The following is a 13772-nucleotide window of genomic DNA, read 5'->3' as shown; positions in this document are numbered from 1 at the left end:
CCGCGATCAGCCGATCACGGAATGGGTCGAATAGGTCGCCTCGTACAGGGTGACCAGGTTGTCGCCATTCTGATAGGCCGCGGCCCAGGCTGCCTGCTCGCCGACGCCCGGCACCGAGTTCTCGCCGCCATGGGCGAAGTCCTTCGGCACATGCTCGGTCGTCGTCCACTTCTGCACGCCGTCGACATAGCCGGTCAGGCGGCCATCCTGCCAGTCCATGGCATAGGTGTGCTTGTCGGTGAACTTGATGCCGTCCAGCTTGTAGGACTGGAACTGGTCGGACCCGTCGGCGCCCTTCCAGTGGATGGTCGAGTAGACGCTGCCATCCGGCGCCACCTCGGCCATGTCCAGCTCCGGGCCGGGCCACTGGTCGGATGCCGGCCAGAGGCACATGAAGGCGCCCGGCGCACTGTCCTGGTTGCCCTTCACCGTCCAGGAGAAGAGGCCGTAGCCGAAGCCGGCGCTCGGGCCGCTCGGCGCGATCATCGCGCCCGACTGGCCGAAGCCGTCGCCGGCCCAGGAGGCGATGTCCACCTGGCCGTCATGCGCCCAGACATGGCCGTAGTTGTGGCTGAACTTGCCGAGGCCGCCGTCGAAGGTCTCGCGCCAGACCAGATCGTAGCCGGAGGGCAGGATGCTCTCGCCGCTGGTCGAGGGCGGGGTGACCGGCGTGGACGGGTTGGTGGGCGTCGTCGGCGTGGTGGGCGTCGTCACCACCTGGGTCGCGGCGATGGCGAAGTCGTGGCTGCCATTCGAGTTCAGGTCGAAGTCGCCGCCCGCCTGCGCCTTGCCGTTATAGGAGACGGCGTCGACATGCAGGTTGCGGTCGGTCGCCGAGGTGCCGCCATAGAGGTCGTTCAGGAAGGTGACCGTCACGGTATGGGCGCCGGCGCCCCAGTTGCCGTGCAGCGTGATGATGTCGTCCTGGCCGAGCGCGTGGCTGGCATGGGCGGTCAGCGTGCCGCCGATCTGCTGGCCATCGACCTTGATCGTGTATTGCGCGTCGCCCTTGTAGGCGTCCTCGCTGATCTTGATGACGAAGGTGTCTTTGCCGGTGCCGAGGGTGGTGTTCACCGGGGCCGGCGTGGTCGGGGCCGGGTTGCTCGGCGTCGGGTTGCTCGGCGTCGGGTTGCTCGGCGCCGGGGTCGTGGTGCCGCCCGGCTTCCAGCCCATCGCGTTGATGTCTTCGTAGGTGGCCCACTTGCCCGTCGCGTCGTGATAGGCGGTCACCAGCGCGCCGATGGCGTTCCAATTGACCGCCGCAGGAGCCGGGGTCGGCATCGGGGCCGGGGCGGGCGTCGGGACCGGCATCGGGGTGACCGTGGTCGTGCCCGGGGTCCAGTTCATCGCCACGATGGAGTCGTAGTCGACCCACTTGCCCGTAGCGTCATGGTAGGCGTTGACCAGCGCTCCGATCGCGTTCCAGTCGATCTTGGTGCTGGTGGAAGTGGTGCTGGCAGCCATACGACTCTCCACATTGCCGTGAGATCGCGTGATCGTGATCTCTCTTTGCGCGGCAAACGTATGTCGTATTCAACCTGGAATTACAAACCTACAGTTGAATGTGCCCGATCACATAGTGTGTGCGGTTTATGAACGATTCGGTTAAAGCCACCAGAATCAGAGCTTTAAGCCCCTGGGGGCGGCCCATCGGCCACAGAAAGGGCCTGAATTGACGACGGGGGCGGCCTGAGCCACCCCCGTCCCTGCATCCATAGGTTGAATTGGCTTCCGGCCGAAACCGGACGATTCGAGCGGTTACTCGGCCGCCTTGGCCCCCGCCTTGGCAGGAGGAGGCGCGGCCTCCTCCGGCGGCTTCGCCGAACGTTCCAGCGGCGCCAGCGGCTGGTGGGGGATGTTGATCCCCATCTCCTCGAAGCGCCGCTTCACCCGCCGCATCAGCTCCCGCTGCACCGGCCAGCGCTGGGTCGGCTCGGTCCGCACCCGGCCGCGGAGCTGCACGCCCACCTGGCCCAGGCTGTCCACGCCCCAGAAGTCGAAATCGTCCCGGATCGCCGTCTTGAACCGCGTCTCGCAGCGCATGTCGGCGACGATCTCCTTGATCAGCGCGCCGGCCCGGTCGGTATCGGTGTCGTAGGCCACCAGGATATCGACCATGGCGAAGGCGAAGTCGCGCGTGCTGTTGGTCACCGTCGTCACGGTGGAGAAGGGCACGATATGGATCGCCCCGTCGCCGTCGCGCAGCTTGATGGAGCGGATCGAGAGATGCTCCACCACGCCGCCCTTGCCGCCGACATTCACCACATCGCCGACCGCCACCGCATCCTCGAGCAGGAGGAAGACGCCGGTGATCACATCCTTCACCAGCGTCTGCGAGCCGAAGCCGATGGCGAGGCCGACGACGCCGGCGCCAGCCAGCAGCGGCGCCACGTTCAGCCCGAGCTGCGACAACGCGTTCAGCACTACGAAGACAAGGATGAGGACGCCGAGCACCGTGCGCAGCATCGGCAGCAGCGTCCGCACCCGCGCGCTGCGCGCCGCATGGCTGTCCCGCGCCAGCCGGGCCAGCCGCCGCTGGATGGCGGAATTCGCCGTCTCCCACACCACCAGCGCCAGGATCAGCGTGCAGAAGATGTTGAACAGCGTCTCCAGCAGCCGGTTGCCGAGCGTGCCGTCGGCGAACCAGGCGAACGCGCCGAAGCCCCAGGTCTCCAGCAGCAGCACCGCCACCGCGCAGCCGATCAGCACCGAGACGGCGAGCCGCGCCGGCGGCACATAGGTCGCGGCGCGGGAGGGCAGGCCGGGCCAGCGCTGCGCCGTCTCCGGCGAGGGATGCAGGAGGTGGTCGGTCAGCCGGATGAAGCCCTCATCCACCGCCTTGGCGACGCCGAGGACCAGCAGGGTCAGCACCGTGCCCCAGAGCAGCCGCTGGAAGCCGTTCTCCAGCGCCAGCGCCCAGACCACCCAGCCGGCCGCGAGCCAGAGGATGACCATGACATGCCAGGTCTCGGCCAGGCGGTCGCGCAGGCCGCGCAGCAGCAGCCGGGTGCGGTCCGCCGTCTCGTCCGGCTTCAGCGGCTTGGCACGCAGCACCGCCGAGACCGCTTCCCGCTGCTGCAGCACCAGCCGCACCAGCAGCAGGGAGCTGACCAGCAGGGTGACGTTGATAATGGCGTCATAGGCCGCCCAGGGCATGCCGAAGAGCAGCGCGGCCTCGGCCAGCGCATAGCCGCCGACGCCGACCAGCATCAGCCGCCGCAGCCAGCCGATGCTGGCCGCCGCCGCGCCATCCGAACAGGGGATCAGCCGCAGATGGTTCGAGGCCGGCGAGAGCAGGGCCCGGGCCAGCGCGAAGGCGAGGCGCGAGCCCATATAGACATTGGCGATCATCAGCCCGACCAGCCGGGTGGTCGGCAGCGGCTTCACCAGGCCGAACAGCCCATAGACCACCAGGCCGAAGACGGCGATCGGCAGCAGGTCCAGCACCAGCCGGCCGAAGAGCAGCGGCAGGCGCTTCAGCCAGGTCCAGCGCTCATGCTCGGCCGGCGCCATGGCATCCAGCCAGCGCCGCGGCCGGGCCAGGCTGCGGAACAGCGTCGCCTCCGCCGCGAGGCCGAGGCCGATCAGCAGCACCAGCTTCCAGGCGGCATCCAGCAGCCGCGTATGGGCGACCGGATCGCGGGCGAGCTGGAGTGCGGCATCCCAGAGCGCTGGGAGATCGGCCATGGTCCGGGCGACGCCGAGCATGTCGTCCGAAACCTTGCCGATCCGGCCCGACACCCCGGCGAGGAGCTGGGCACCAAGGGTGTTCGGCGCGATCAGCGGGTCGGCCGCGGGCGCGGCAGGTGCGGCGGAGGCCGCGGCAGGGGGGGCCGCCGGCGCGGCGCCTTGGGCCGGGGCGGCAGGGGCTGGCTGGGCCGGGGCCGCGGCCGGGCCGGCCGCCGCCGGCGGGGTCGCCTCCGCCTCCTCGGCGGCGGCGCCATTCGGCACGGGGGCCGGCGCGGAGGCGCCAGGCGGCGCGGCATGCGGGGCCGGCATGGGCAGGATCATGCCCTCCGCCGCCGTTCCCCCCTGGGCGCGGCTTGCCGCCGCCAGCGCTTCCAGCGTGCGGAGGAATTCCGCCCGGCGGTGCTCGTCCTGGAGGAGCGAGGTCAGCCGGTCGATATCCTCGGTATTCAGGCTGGTCACCGGCCGCGCCGGCGCGGGATGGGCCGGCCGCGGCGCCGCGGTCTGGGCGGAGGCAGGTTCCCCAATGGCGGGCGCCCCGAGCAGGAGCATCAGGACTGGAAGGATCCGGAGTAAGCGCATGGGTCGGGCAGCAACCCCATCGACCGGCCGGGGTCAAGAAGCTCGCGATGCTTGCACTCGGCCGGCGGGGCGCTAACTCCTGGGGATGAAGACGATCCTGACCATCCTCGTCGCCCTTGGCATGCTGGCGACCCTCGGCACGCTCTTCGCCGGCATGCTCGGCCTCGCCAAGGGCGATGGCAGCGGAGCGCGGTCCAACCTGCTGATGCGCTGGCGGGTCATCATCCAGGGGGTGACGCTGCTGCTCTTCGCGCTGCTGCTGATGGTCGCACATCGGTGATCGGGGCCGGGGCCGCTTTGACAGGGCGCAGCGGGCCGCCCTATTTTGCCGCGGATTTTCGGGGGGCGGGGCTGGGCCGATCCCCCTGACCGTCCCGCGGCCCGGAAGGGCCGGCGGGGTATCCAATCAACAGCAGCCAGGAAACGGCAGAGCCTATGAAGCTCCTCGTCCCCGTCAAGCGGGTCGTCGATTACAACGTGAAGGTCCGTGTCAAGGCGGACCACACCGGCGTCGAGACCGCGAACGTCAAGATGTCGATGAACCCCTTCGACGAGATCGCGGTCGAGGAAGCGGTGCGCCTGAAGGAAAAGGGCGCGGCGACCGAGATCATCGCCGTCTCCGCCGGCCCCACGGCCTGCCAGGAGCAGATCCGCACCGCCCTCGCCATGGGCGCCGACCGCGGCATCCTGATCGAGCATGACGGCATTCTCGAGCCGCTGGCCGTGGCCAAGCTGCTCAAGGCGGTCATCGCCAAGGAAAGCCCGGACCTCGTCATCCTCGGCAAGCAGGCGATCGACGACGACATGAACGCCACCGGCCAGATGCTGGCGGCGCTGCTCGGCTGGCCGCAGGGCACCTATGCGTCGAAGGTCGAGCCGGCCGATGGCGGCATCAAGGTGACGCGTGAGGTCGATGGCGGCCTCGAGCGCCTCCAGCTCAAGCTGCCGGCGATCGTCACGACCGATCTCCGCCTGAACGAGCCGCGCTACGCCTCCCTCCCCAACATCATGAAGGCGCGCAAGAAGCCGATCGAGACGCTGAAGCCGGCCGATCTCGGCGTCGATGTCTCGCCGCGCCTCACGGTGCTCAAGGTGGAGGAGCCGCCGAAGCGCCAGGCCGGCAAGAAGGTCGGCTCGGTCCAGGAACTCGTCGAGAAGCTGCGCAACGAAGCGAAGGTGATCTGATAATGGCCGTTCTGGTTCTGGCCGACCATGACGGGTCGGCGGTGACGCAGCCCACCCGCAGCGCGGTGGCGGCCGCGAGCAAGCTCGGCGATGTGACGGTGCTGGTCCTCGGCCCGCGTGCCGCGGCCGACAGCGCCGCCAAGGTCGCGGGCGTCGCCCGCGTGCTGCACACCGAGGATGCGCTCTACACCAATGGCCTGGCGGAGCCGCTGGCGGCCCTGCTGGTCTCGATGGCGCCCGAGTATTCCCACCTGCTGGCCCCGGCCTCGGCCGCCGGCAAGAACGTGATGCCGCGCGTGGCCGCGCTGCTCGACGTGCAGGTGATCTCCGACATCGCCGGCGTGGTCGATGCCGATACCTTCGTCCGGCCGATCTATGCCGGCAACGCGCTGGCCACGGTGAAGTCGGCCGACCCGAAGAAGGTCATCACCGTCCGCGCCGCGAGCTTCGACCCGGCCGCCGCCGAGGGCGGCAGCGCCGCCGTCGAGGCCGCGCCGAAGGGCGAGGATCCCGGCCTCTCCAGCTTCCTCGGCGCCGAGATCGCCAAGTCCGAGCGGCCGGAGCTGACGGCGGCCAAGGTTGTCGTCTCCGGCGGCCGCGCCATGGGCTCGGCGGAGAATTTCCACATCATCGAGAGCGTGGCCGACAAGCTCGGTGCTGCCGTCGGTGCCTCCCGCGCCGCGGTCGATGCGGGCTATGCGCCGAACGACCACCAGGTCGGCCAGACCGGCAAGATCGTGGCGCCAGACCTCTACATCGCCGTCGGCATCTCGGGCGCCATCCAGCACCTGGCCGGCATGAAGGACAGCAAGGTCATCGTCGCGATCAACAAGGACGAGGAGGCGCCGATCTTCTCGGTGGCCGATTACGGCCTGGTCGGCGACCTGTTCAAGGTGATGCCGGAATTCGAGGCCGAGCTGGCCAAGAAGTAGGGCATCCAGTGCCACGGAAGGCCGCCGACGCTGGCTCAGCGTCCGGCGGCCTTTTTTCTATGGGATGGACATGATGGCAGAGGTGAAGAAGCTCGGCGTCATCGGCGCCGGACTGATGGGCAACGGCATCGCACATGTCGCGGCGCTGTCGGGCGTCCCGGTGGCGCTGGTCGATGTGAACCCGGCGGCGCTCGAGAAGGCGCTGGCGACCATCGGCAAGAATCTTGAACGCCAGGCGGCCAAGGGTGGCATTCCGGCCGGCGCGAAGGAGGAGGCGCTGGGGCGCATCTCCTCCGGCACCGACTATGCCGCCTTCGCCGATTGCGACCTCGTCATCGAGGCGGCGACCGAGAATGAGGAGATCAAGAAGAAGATTTTTGCCAGCGTCTGCCCGATCCTGCGGCCGGACGCGATCCTCGCCTCCAACACCTCCTCCATCCCCATCACGCGCCTGGGCGCCGCGACGGACCGACCGGGCCGTTTCGTCGGCATGCATTTCTTCAACCCGGTGCCGATGATGAAGCTGGTCGAGGTCATCCGCGGCCTCGCCACCGAGGATGCGACCGTCGCCGCCGTCACCGCACTCGCCGAGCGGATGGGCAAGTCGGTGGTGGCCGCGGCCGACTACCCGGCCTTCGTCGTCAACCGCATCCTCTGCCCGATGCTGAACGAGGCGATCTTCGCGCTGATGGAGGGCGTGGGCGACGTCCGCGCGATCGATGCCGGCATGAAGCTCGGCGCCAACCATCCGATGGGACCGCTGGAGCTCAGCGACTTCGTCGGGTTGGACACGCTCTACAGCGTGCTCAAGGTGCTGCATGAAGGGCTGGGCGATCCGAAATACCGGCCCTGCCCGCTGCTGGCGAAATATGTCGAGGCCGGCTGGCTCGGCCGCAAGTCAGGCAAGGGGTTCTACGACTACTCGACCAACCCGCCGACGCCGACCCGCTGACCGGGCCGGGCGCTTCGGCGCCCGGCCCCTTGCGGGACTCAGCCAGCCTTCTTGGTGAAGTCCACCTTGTCGTTGGCGCCGGGATGCGGCGGCTCCCCGGTCGTTACCGCCTTGAGGTAGCCATAGGCGTGGACCAGCGTGCTGCTCGGGCTGTCCCAGTATTCGGCGCCCTCGCACTCCACCCGGATCAGCTCGATCTTCGGGTCTTCGGCCCCGGCGGGGAACCAGACGCGCAGCGGCTCGCTCCACAGCGCCTTCTGCTTCGCCGCATCCTTCACCACCTCGGCATTGCCGTAGATGGAGACGTAGTTCTGGCTGCTCGGGTCGGAGAAGGCGAGGAGGACGCGGCCATCATCCTTGGCCTCGCCGGTCACCGGGCTGCCGGCGCTGGCGAAGAACCACAGCACGCCGTCGAATTCCTTGTTCACCGCGCGCATCGGCCGGCCGCGGAAGCGGCCCTCCCCATCCTGGGTGACCATCATGGTCACGTCGATGTCCTTGATCATCTCCCAGACCTTGCGCTTGGCCTCGGCGTCGCTGCGGGTTTCCGGCATGGTGGCCTCCGTTGCATGAAGTCGGGGGACCAACGACCGGGCCGGCGGGCGGTTGCAGCCCGTCCTGGCCCCGCGTAGCGTCGCCCGCCTCAGCAAGGGATCCAGACGCGTGACCGAGACCGCCGAGCCGACCATCCTCATGCGCCGCGAGGGCGCTGCCGGCACCCTGCTGATGAACCGGCCCAAGACCCTGAATGCCCTCGACCTCGAGATGATCCGCGGCTTCCAGGTCGCGCTCGATGCCTGGACCGGCGATCCGGAGGTGAAGCTGGTGGTGCTGGAGGGCGCAGGCCGGGCCTTCTGCGCCGGCGGCGATGTCCGCCGGGTGCGCGAGCAGGCGATCGCCGGCGACGCCGCCGCGATCGAGGCCTTCTTCGCCGAGGAATACGCGGTGAACCGCGGCATCGCCCGCTTCGGCAAGCCCTGGGTCTCCCTCATCGACGGGGTCTGCATGGGCGGCGGCATCGGCGTCTCGGTCCATGGCCGGCCGGTGGTGGTCACCGAGACCGCCATGCTGGCCATGCCGGAGACGGCCATTGCCCTCTTCCCCGATGTCGGCACCAGCCACATCCTGCCGCAACTGCCGGGCGCCATCGGCACTTGGCTGGCGCTGACCGGCGCGCGGCTGCGCGGCGCGGATGCGGTGACGGCCGGCCTCGCCAGCCATTTCGTTCCGAAGGAGCGGCTGCCTGCCCTGCGCGAGGCGCTGCTGGGCGGCGATGTCGGCGTGATCGACCGCTTCGCCGAAGCCCCGCCCGAGGCCAGCTTCGCCCCCCACCGCGCCGCCATCGACCGCTGCTTCGACCGCGACACCATGCCCGCCATCCTCTCGGCCCTGGCGGCGGAGCGGACGGACTGGGCGGCGGAGCAGCTCAAGATCCTCCGCCGCATGTCCCCCACCAGCCTCTGCGTCTCGCTCGAGCTGCTGCGGCGCGGGGCGGGGGCGAGCCTCGACGAGTGCCTGTCGATGGAGCTCGCCCTGACCCGCAGCGTGGTGAACCTGCACCCCGATTTCCGCGAGGGCGTGCGCAGCGTGCTGGTCGACAAGGACGGCACTCCGCACTGGTCGCCCTCGACCATCGAGGAGGTCGACCCGGCGGTGATCGCCCGCCTGTTCGAAGGTTAGCGCCCGACCAGCACCAGCACCACGCCGGCCACCACGGTCAGCGCGCCCAGCACCTCGGCGCGGGTCGGCTGTTCCCGCAGGTAGAAGCGGCTGAACAGCAGGGTCATCAGGATCTCCACCTGGCCGACCGCGCGCACCAGCGCGACGGGGGCCAGGGCGAAGGCGCTGAACCAGCAGGCCGAGCCGCAGGCCGAGAGGGCGCCGACCTGGGCGCTGTTCCGCCAAGTGGTGAAGACGGCGCGGAACTGCGCCGGCTCCCGCGCCAGCAGCCAGCCGCCCTGCATCAGGGTCTGCAGGATGTTGGTCACCACCAGCGTCGCCAGCGCCCGCAGCACCGGATCCTCCCCGGGCAGGGCCAGGTTCGCGCTCTTGATCAGGACGCTGGTGAGGGCGAAGAAGAAGCCCGAGGCGAGGCCGCAGACCGCCGCCGGCTGCACCGTCGCCCGCGCCAGCTCCCGCCAGGAAGCCGCGCGGCCCGAGAGCGAGAGCCACAGCACCCCGCACACCCCGACCGCGATGCCGCACCAGGCGATGGCCGAGATGCGTTCCCCCAGCAGCACCAGGGCGAGGATCGCGCCCTGCACCGCTTCCGTCTTCGCATAGGCCGTGCCGACCGCGAAGCCGCGATGCCCGAAGGCCATGATGAGCAGGTTGGTGCCGAGGATCTGCCCGAGGCCGCCGAGCGCGCAGAACAGCAGGAAGGCCCCGGTCGGCGCCGCCAGCGTGCCGCCGAAGACGGCGAGGTAGAGCACCAGCAGCAGCACTCCCACCGGCACGCCATAGAGGTAGCGCACCACCGCCGCGCCATTGACGGAAAGCTGCCCGCGCAACCGCTGCTGCATCGCGGTGCGCCAGCACTGGAACAAGGCGGCGGCCAGGGTCACCGGCAGCCAGAGCGGCGAAAGGATCATTGCGGCCCAGGCTGCGGTCGGCGCCCGCCCGCGTCAACTCGCGTCGAGCTGCAATCCTTCCTTGCGGATGACGGTGGCCCATTTGTCGATCTCGGTGTTGACGAAGGCGGCGTATTCCTCGAGCGAGCCATAGAGCGAGACGCCCCCCATCTCCCGCCAGCGGGCCTTCACCTCCTCGGTCTCGTGCCAGGATTTCATGGCGCGGTTGATCGATTCGGCGATCGGGCGCGGCGTCCCGGCCGGGGCGAAGATGCCGAACCAGGTGTTCACGTCGAACTGCGCCAGCTCCGGCATCGTCTCCCGCGCCGCGGGCACGTCGGGCAGCTGCGGGTTGCGGTCGGCGCTGCTGACGGCCAGCGCCCGCACCCGGCCGCCGCGGATCTGCTGGATGCCGCTGGTCAGGTTGTCCCACATGTACTGGATGTTGCCGGCGACGAGCTCTACCGCCGCCGGGCCGGCGCCGCGGAAGGGGATATGGATCGCCTCGGTCCCCGTCGCCTGGTTGAACCAGACGCCGGTGAGATGCGGCGACTGGCCGACGCCCGGGGAGCCGTAGCTGAGCTTGCCCGGGTTCTGCTTCAGATGCGCCACCAGTTCCGGCAGGGAGTTGGCGGGGACGGAGGGGTGGACAACCAGCACATTCGGCCCGCGCACGGTGCCGGCGATGGGCAGCAGGCTGTCCCGCCCATAGGGCAGGGTGCGGTAGAGCGAGAGGCCGATAGCCTGCGGCCCGATATTGCCGAGCAGCAGGTTCAGCCCATCCGGCGCGGCGCGCACGATTTCCGAGGTGCCGATGACGCCGCCGGCGCCGGAGCGGTTTTCGACCACGCAGTTCTGGCCGAAATGGGTCTGCAGATAGGGGGCGAGGAGGCGGGCGCTGATATCGGCCGTGCCGCCAGGGGCGGCGGGGACGACGATGCGGATCGGCTGGCTCGGCCGCCAATCCGCCCCTTGGGCGAGGGCGGGGGTGGCGAGCAGGCTGGCGAGCGCCGCCCGGCGAGTGAGTTGGGGCATGGGGTTCCTCCCGGTCGTGCCGTTTGGCCGGGACCATGCCGCGAAACGATGCGCGGGGCCAGGGTGGGCGCGCATCAGGCCGGTTCCATCCACCTTACTCCCCACGACACCGCTGCGCGGCGCCGCGGGGGCCCCGGAGGCGCCTTGCGGCCGGCGGGGTCGCAAGCCTGCCGCGGCAAAGCCGCGTCAGGGCACGGGCGGGGGATGGGGTGCCGCATCATGCTGGTTCCATCCAGCGGGGGATGCGGGTTCTGCCGCCGGCGATGCGGTGCATCGCCTTGAGCAGGCGGAAGAGGCGCGCGGGCGGGAACCAGAGGCGCTTCAGCATGGAGTCGGCGAAGGCCAGATGCACTTCGCGGTAGATTTCGGACAAATCCGGATCGGGGAGGAACTGCGACGGGGCCGGGAGGGCGGAGAACAGCTTCAGCCGCCTTGCCAGCACGATCGAGCGCAGGCTGCCCATGACGCGGATGGCGCGGCGGAAAGCGCAGCAGAGGCGGTGGGCGAGTGAGGCCAGTGCCTCGCGCTTGAGGGCGAGTTCGACCAGCAGCCGGGCCCAGAGCCCTTGCCTGGCCCAGCGGCGGTAACTGCGGCTGACCGTGTCGGGCTTGCCGAACTCCTCTGGCAGCAGGCGCCAAGGGGCACGCCCGCCCCGCTGCTTGGTGGTGGCCCAGCGGAAGATGGCATCCAGGCGCTCGCGCGGCGTGCAGTCGAGGGGGCGCCCGCGGTCGTGCAGGCCGCAGCCCATGCCGGCAAGCACCGGCTCCAGCGCGGCCCATTCGGCATCGGTCATCGGCGCCCAGGGCCGGGGCGGCGTCAGTCCCATGATCGGGTCGAGGCAGAGCCGGCGCAGCAGGTCGTGCCGGACCACGAAGTCCTTGGGGATGATGCCGGCGGGGATGGGGTCTGAGCGGCGGCGCCTGCGGCGGCGGAGGAGCATGGGGGCGGGCTCCGGTTGCGAGATCCGAACATAACAAGAACGAACCGAAAGTGCAAGACTCCGCTGCGGGGCTATGTGGCCGACCTTGGGCGATGGCGACCGGCCCGCCGGGCTCGACCCGTAGCAGCCCCTCGTCGTCTAGCTATCGACGGTCCGCTTACCTACCTTCCCACCCATGTCACGCTCCCCTGCTGCCGACCTCGCCCCCCTTATCAAGCTCCTGCAAGCGGGCGTCTCGCCCAACCGCGCTGCCACCGAAATTTCCCGCGTCCTGGCGATCTGGACGGCCGAACTGAAGGACGACAGCGAGCAGCTCCAGGAGCGGCTGTCCGGTCTGGCCGAGCAGATGACGGCGGGGATCGAGGAGATGCACGAGGGCATCGCCGAGGCGAGCGACAAGGGGAAGCCCACGCTGCGGCGGATCCTGGCGACGCATGAGGCGGTGCTGGACGTGGTGCGGAAGGCGCAGGAAGCAGGGTAGGCAGTCCGCCGCCCCCGCTAGGTGGCTACCGCAGGACGCGATCCAAAGCGACGTTCCCTGCGGTGGCCCGAACGGTTGGGTTTGGCGGGTAGCGGCCATACCGGCATCATTCTAAAAGGAGCTGCTAGAATGGTATATCATCTTCAGAAGCGCTTGGGTCTGGATCCTCATTGTCGTCTAAATTCTGATTTTCATCTGGCTCATCGTATTCCGGGTGACGAAGGAAGTCAGGTTCTATTAGACCGAAATAGATTGTTTGGCGGGCGCGCAATATTTCAACTATTTCAACATTAACGTCGTGAGTGAAGATATCGCCGGAGAATGTCACAAGGACATCCATGGGTATCTCGGTTTCGCATTCAGCTTCGCCCGAGCCCATGCTGACGTAATCTTTGTCTACGGAATCTCGAACCGAAAAAGAAAAAATCGCTGAAGCTCGTACTTGTGCCTTCAATCTTATTTCAGCAACGATTTGATCCATGCCAACTCTGACGATCGTAACCTCGAAGTCTCCATTTTGATTTTCAAACTCGTGTCTTAAGTATGTCAGTTCTATCTGATCTAGCTCATATTCAAATACGCTGTGCCCTTCTCCATAAAAGGGGTAAATCAAGAGTGCATTTTCGATTTTCGTGCTGAATTGATGGGTAACATGAGACGCTTCCCCGTGAGCCATATCAGTTAAAAGGCGATGCAACGCGTCCCGATACTTGGCGGCGTGCTCTTGCAGCAGCTGCATTGCTCGGGCCAGATCGTCGACCACTTTGATGCGGCGGGAGCTTTGCGCGTAAGCTGCCCAGTCGCTGTCTTTCGTGGCTGCGAGAATGTATCGATCATTCTTCTCCGCCCATGCCTCCAATGACAGAAGTGCAATCGCGTCCGGAAACTCATGCTTTTTCTCCTTCTTGGTCCGGGAGAATGGGGGAAGCGACTGAAAATACATGCGGGTAAGATCTTTCGCAGATACCGCATCGACATCCGCTATTGCCGCCCCAATCGCTCGCATGAAAGTGGAAATACGCTTCCGAGACAAATTTTCCGGATCGGGAAGTGCTTTCGCTCGTGCTGCTTCTTCGGCAGCGATCAAGCCAACTTCCACTAGCTTGTCCTGTGCTTTCTCATGCGCCTCTACCGCCGTTTTCATGCGGTCTACGAGGTGCGCAAAAATCTCGTCCAGCACCACATCAGCGACGACAACCTGAATGGGACTGCGGCGGAACTGCTCGATCTGCGCCAGGAGGCCTCGGTCGAAACGGAAACTGTTCTCTTGTACAGCTTGGGTGTCAAACGTGAAGGAGTTGAACGACAAAGGTGTCCGTTCCGCATCTTTGTCGCCAACCATCCGAGGCCGTCCTACGCTGTTCGGTTGAATATAGCGGCGTCAACTATGTCTTCTTAAGAAGCGTCA

The 13772-nt window shown here is 68.0% G+C and carries 13 protein-coding genes; 6 read left to right on the top strand and 7 right to left on the bottom strand.

Annotation, left to right across the window (positions count from 1 at the left end; genetic code table 11):
• Window positions 1–6: 6 nt before the first annotated feature.
• Window positions 7–1464, bottom strand: coding sequence for a carbohydrate-binding domain-containing protein (locus JMJ55_RS22355; RefSeq protein WP_202827827.1), 1458 nt, complete (start codon window positions 1462–1464; stop codon window positions 7–9).
• A gap of 294 nt (window positions 1465–1758) precedes the next feature.
• Window positions 1759–4239, bottom strand: coding sequence for a mechanosensitive ion channel domain-containing protein (locus JMJ55_RS22350; RefSeq protein ID WP_202827826.1), 2481 nt, complete (start codon window positions 4237–4239; stop codon window positions 1759–1761).
• 115 nt (window positions 4240–4354) lie between these two features.
• Between JMJ55_RS22350 and JMJ55_RS22345 the strand changes: the two genes are divergently transcribed.
• The 4 genes from JMJ55_RS22345 to JMJ55_RS22330 all read left to right on the top strand — a co-directional run bounded on the left by JMJ55_RS22345 (window position 4355) and on the right by JMJ55_RS22330 (window position 7338).
• Window positions 4355–4549: a twin transmembrane helix small protein gene (locus JMJ55_RS22345; RefSeq protein ID WP_202827825.1), complete on the top strand. Its 195-nt coding sequence runs from the start codon at window positions 4355–4357 to the stop codon at window positions 4547–4549.
• Between the two features lie 155 nt (window positions 4550–4704).
• A complete protein-coding gene (locus JMJ55_RS22340; protein ID WP_043359185.1) occupies window positions 4705–5454 on the top strand; it encodes an electron transfer flavoprotein subunit beta/FixA family protein in 750 nt (249 codons plus the stop codon).
• A 2-nt stretch (window positions 5455–5456) separates the two neighbouring features.
• Complete coding sequence (locus JMJ55_RS22335) at window positions 5457–6386, top strand: electron transfer flavoprotein subunit alpha/FixB family protein (protein ID WP_202827824.1); 930 nt, start codon at window positions 5457–5459, stop codon at window positions 6384–6386.
• A gap of 73 nt (window positions 6387–6459) precedes the next feature.
• Window positions 6460–7338 (top strand): 3-hydroxybutyryl-CoA dehydrogenase, encoded by an 879-nt coding sequence (locus JMJ55_RS22330; RefSeq protein WP_202827961.1) that lies wholly within the window; start codon window positions 6460–6462, stop codon window positions 7336–7338.
• 38 nt (window positions 7339–7376) lie between these two features.
• Here JMJ55_RS22330 and JMJ55_RS22325 read toward each other — a convergent pair whose 3' ends face one another.
• Entirely contained in the window at window positions 7377–7892 is a 516-nt protein-coding gene (locus tag JMJ55_RS22325) for a pyridoxamine 5'-phosphate oxidase family protein (RefSeq protein ID WP_202827823.1), read from the bottom strand.
• 109 nt (window positions 7893–8001) lie between these two features.
• On the opposite strand from JMJ55_RS22325, the gene JMJ55_RS22320 reads away from it, so the two are divergent.
• The gene (locus tag JMJ55_RS22320) at window positions 8002–9018 is read left to right on the top strand and encodes an enoyl-CoA hydratase/isomerase family protein (protein ID WP_202827822.1); all 1017 of its coding nucleotides are present in this window, start codon (window positions 8002–8004) and stop codon (window positions 9016–9018) included.
• On the opposite strand, the gene JMJ55_RS22315 is transcribed toward JMJ55_RS22320, so the two are convergent.
• The 3 genes from JMJ55_RS22315 to JMJ55_RS22305 all read right to left on the bottom strand — a co-directional run bounded on the left by JMJ55_RS22315 (window position 9015) and on the right by JMJ55_RS22305 (window position 11883).
• Window positions 9015–9929 (bottom strand): DMT family transporter, encoded by a 915-nt coding sequence (locus tag JMJ55_RS22315; protein WP_202827821.1) that lies wholly within the window; start codon window positions 9927–9929, stop codon window positions 9015–9017. The two genes, JMJ55_RS22320 and JMJ55_RS22315, sit on opposite strands and share 4 nt — an antisense overlap.
• A gap of 33 nt (window positions 9930–9962) precedes the next feature.
• Window positions 9963–10943 carry a Bug family tripartite tricarboxylate transporter substrate binding protein gene (locus JMJ55_RS22310; RefSeq protein WP_202827820.1) on the bottom strand — a complete coding sequence of 327 codons (981 nt, stop codon included), beginning with the start codon at window positions 10941–10943 and terminating at the stop codon, window positions 9963–9965.
• A gap of 217 nt (window positions 10944–11160) precedes the next feature.
• Window positions 11161–11883, bottom strand: coding sequence for a transposase (locus tag JMJ55_RS22305; RefSeq protein WP_202827819.1), 723 nt, complete (start codon window positions 11881–11883; stop codon window positions 11161–11163).
• A 175-nt stretch (window positions 11884–12058) separates the two neighbouring features.
• On the opposite strand from JMJ55_RS22305, the gene JMJ55_RS22300 reads away from it, so the two are divergent.
• Entirely contained in the window at window positions 12059–12364 is a 306-nt protein-coding gene (locus JMJ55_RS22300) for a hypothetical protein (RefSeq protein WP_202827818.1), read from the top strand.
• A 124-nt stretch (window positions 12365–12488) separates the two neighbouring features.
• Here JMJ55_RS22300 and JMJ55_RS22295 read toward each other — a convergent pair whose 3' ends face one another.
• The gene (locus JMJ55_RS22295) at window positions 12489–13706 is read right to left on the bottom strand and encodes a PIN domain-containing protein (protein ID WP_202827817.1); all 1218 of its coding nucleotides are present in this window, start codon (window positions 13704–13706) and stop codon (window positions 12489–12491) included.
• Between the last annotated feature and the right edge of the window lie 66 nt (window positions 13707–13772).

It is taken from the genome of Belnapia mucosa, assembly GCF_016775475.1.
In the GTDB taxonomy this organism is placed as follows: domain Bacteria; phylum Pseudomonadota; class Alphaproteobacteria; order Acetobacterales; family Acetobacteraceae; genus Belnapia; species Belnapia mucosa.
This window is presented reverse-complemented; position numbering and strand designations above follow the sequence as displayed.

What these genes read in the sequence shown, in the direction of transcription:
- JMJ55_RS22355 (WP_202827827.1), bottom strand. Translation starts at nt 1,464, where the DNA reads ATGGCTGCCAGCACCACTTCCACCAGCACCAAGATCGACTGGAACGCG.
- JMJ55_RS22350 (WP_202827826.1), bottom strand. Translation starts at nt 4,239, where the DNA reads ATGCTCCTGCTCGGGGCGCCCGCCATTGGGGAACCTGCCTCCGCCCAG.
- JMJ55_RS22345 (WP_202827825.1), top strand. Translation starts at nt 4,355, where the DNA reads ATGAAGACGATCCTGACCATCCTCGTCGCCCTTGGCATGCTGGCGACC.
- JMJ55_RS22340 (WP_043359185.1), top strand. Translation starts at nt 4,705, where the DNA reads ATGAAGCTCCTCGTCCCCGTCAAGCGGGTCGTCGATTACAACGTGAAG.
- JMJ55_RS22335 (WP_202827824.1), top strand. Translation starts at nt 5,457, where the DNA reads ATGGCCGTTCTGGTTCTGGCCGACCATGACGGGTCGGCGGTGACGCAG.
- JMJ55_RS22330 (WP_202827961.1), top strand. Translation starts at nt 6,460, where the DNA reads ATGGCAGAGGTGAAGAAGCTCGGCGTCATCGGCGCCGGACTGATGGGC.
- JMJ55_RS22325 (WP_202827823.1), bottom strand. Translation starts at nt 7,892, where the DNA reads ATGCCGGAAACCCGCAGCGACGCCGAGGCCAAGCGCAAGGTCTGGGAG.
- JMJ55_RS22315 (WP_202827821.1), bottom strand. Translation starts at nt 9,929, where the DNA reads ATGATCCTTTCGCCGCTCTGGCTGCCGGTGACCCTGGCCGCCGCCTTG.
- JMJ55_RS22310 (WP_202827820.1), bottom strand. Translation starts at nt 10,943, where the DNA reads ATGCCCCAACTCACTCGCCGGGCGGCGCTCGCCAGCCTGCTCGCCACC.
- JMJ55_RS22305 (WP_202827819.1), bottom strand. Translation starts at nt 11,883, where the DNA reads ATGCTCCTCCGCCGCCGCAGGCGCCGCCGCTCAGACCCCATCCCCGCC.
- JMJ55_RS22300 (WP_202827818.1), top strand. Translation starts at nt 12,059, where the DNA reads ATGTCACGCTCCCCTGCTGCCGACCTCGCCCCCCTTATCAAGCTCCTG.
- JMJ55_RS22295 (WP_202827817.1), bottom strand. Translation starts at nt 13,706, where the DNA reads ATGGTTGGCGACAAAGATGCGGAACGGACACCTTTGTCGTTCAACTCC.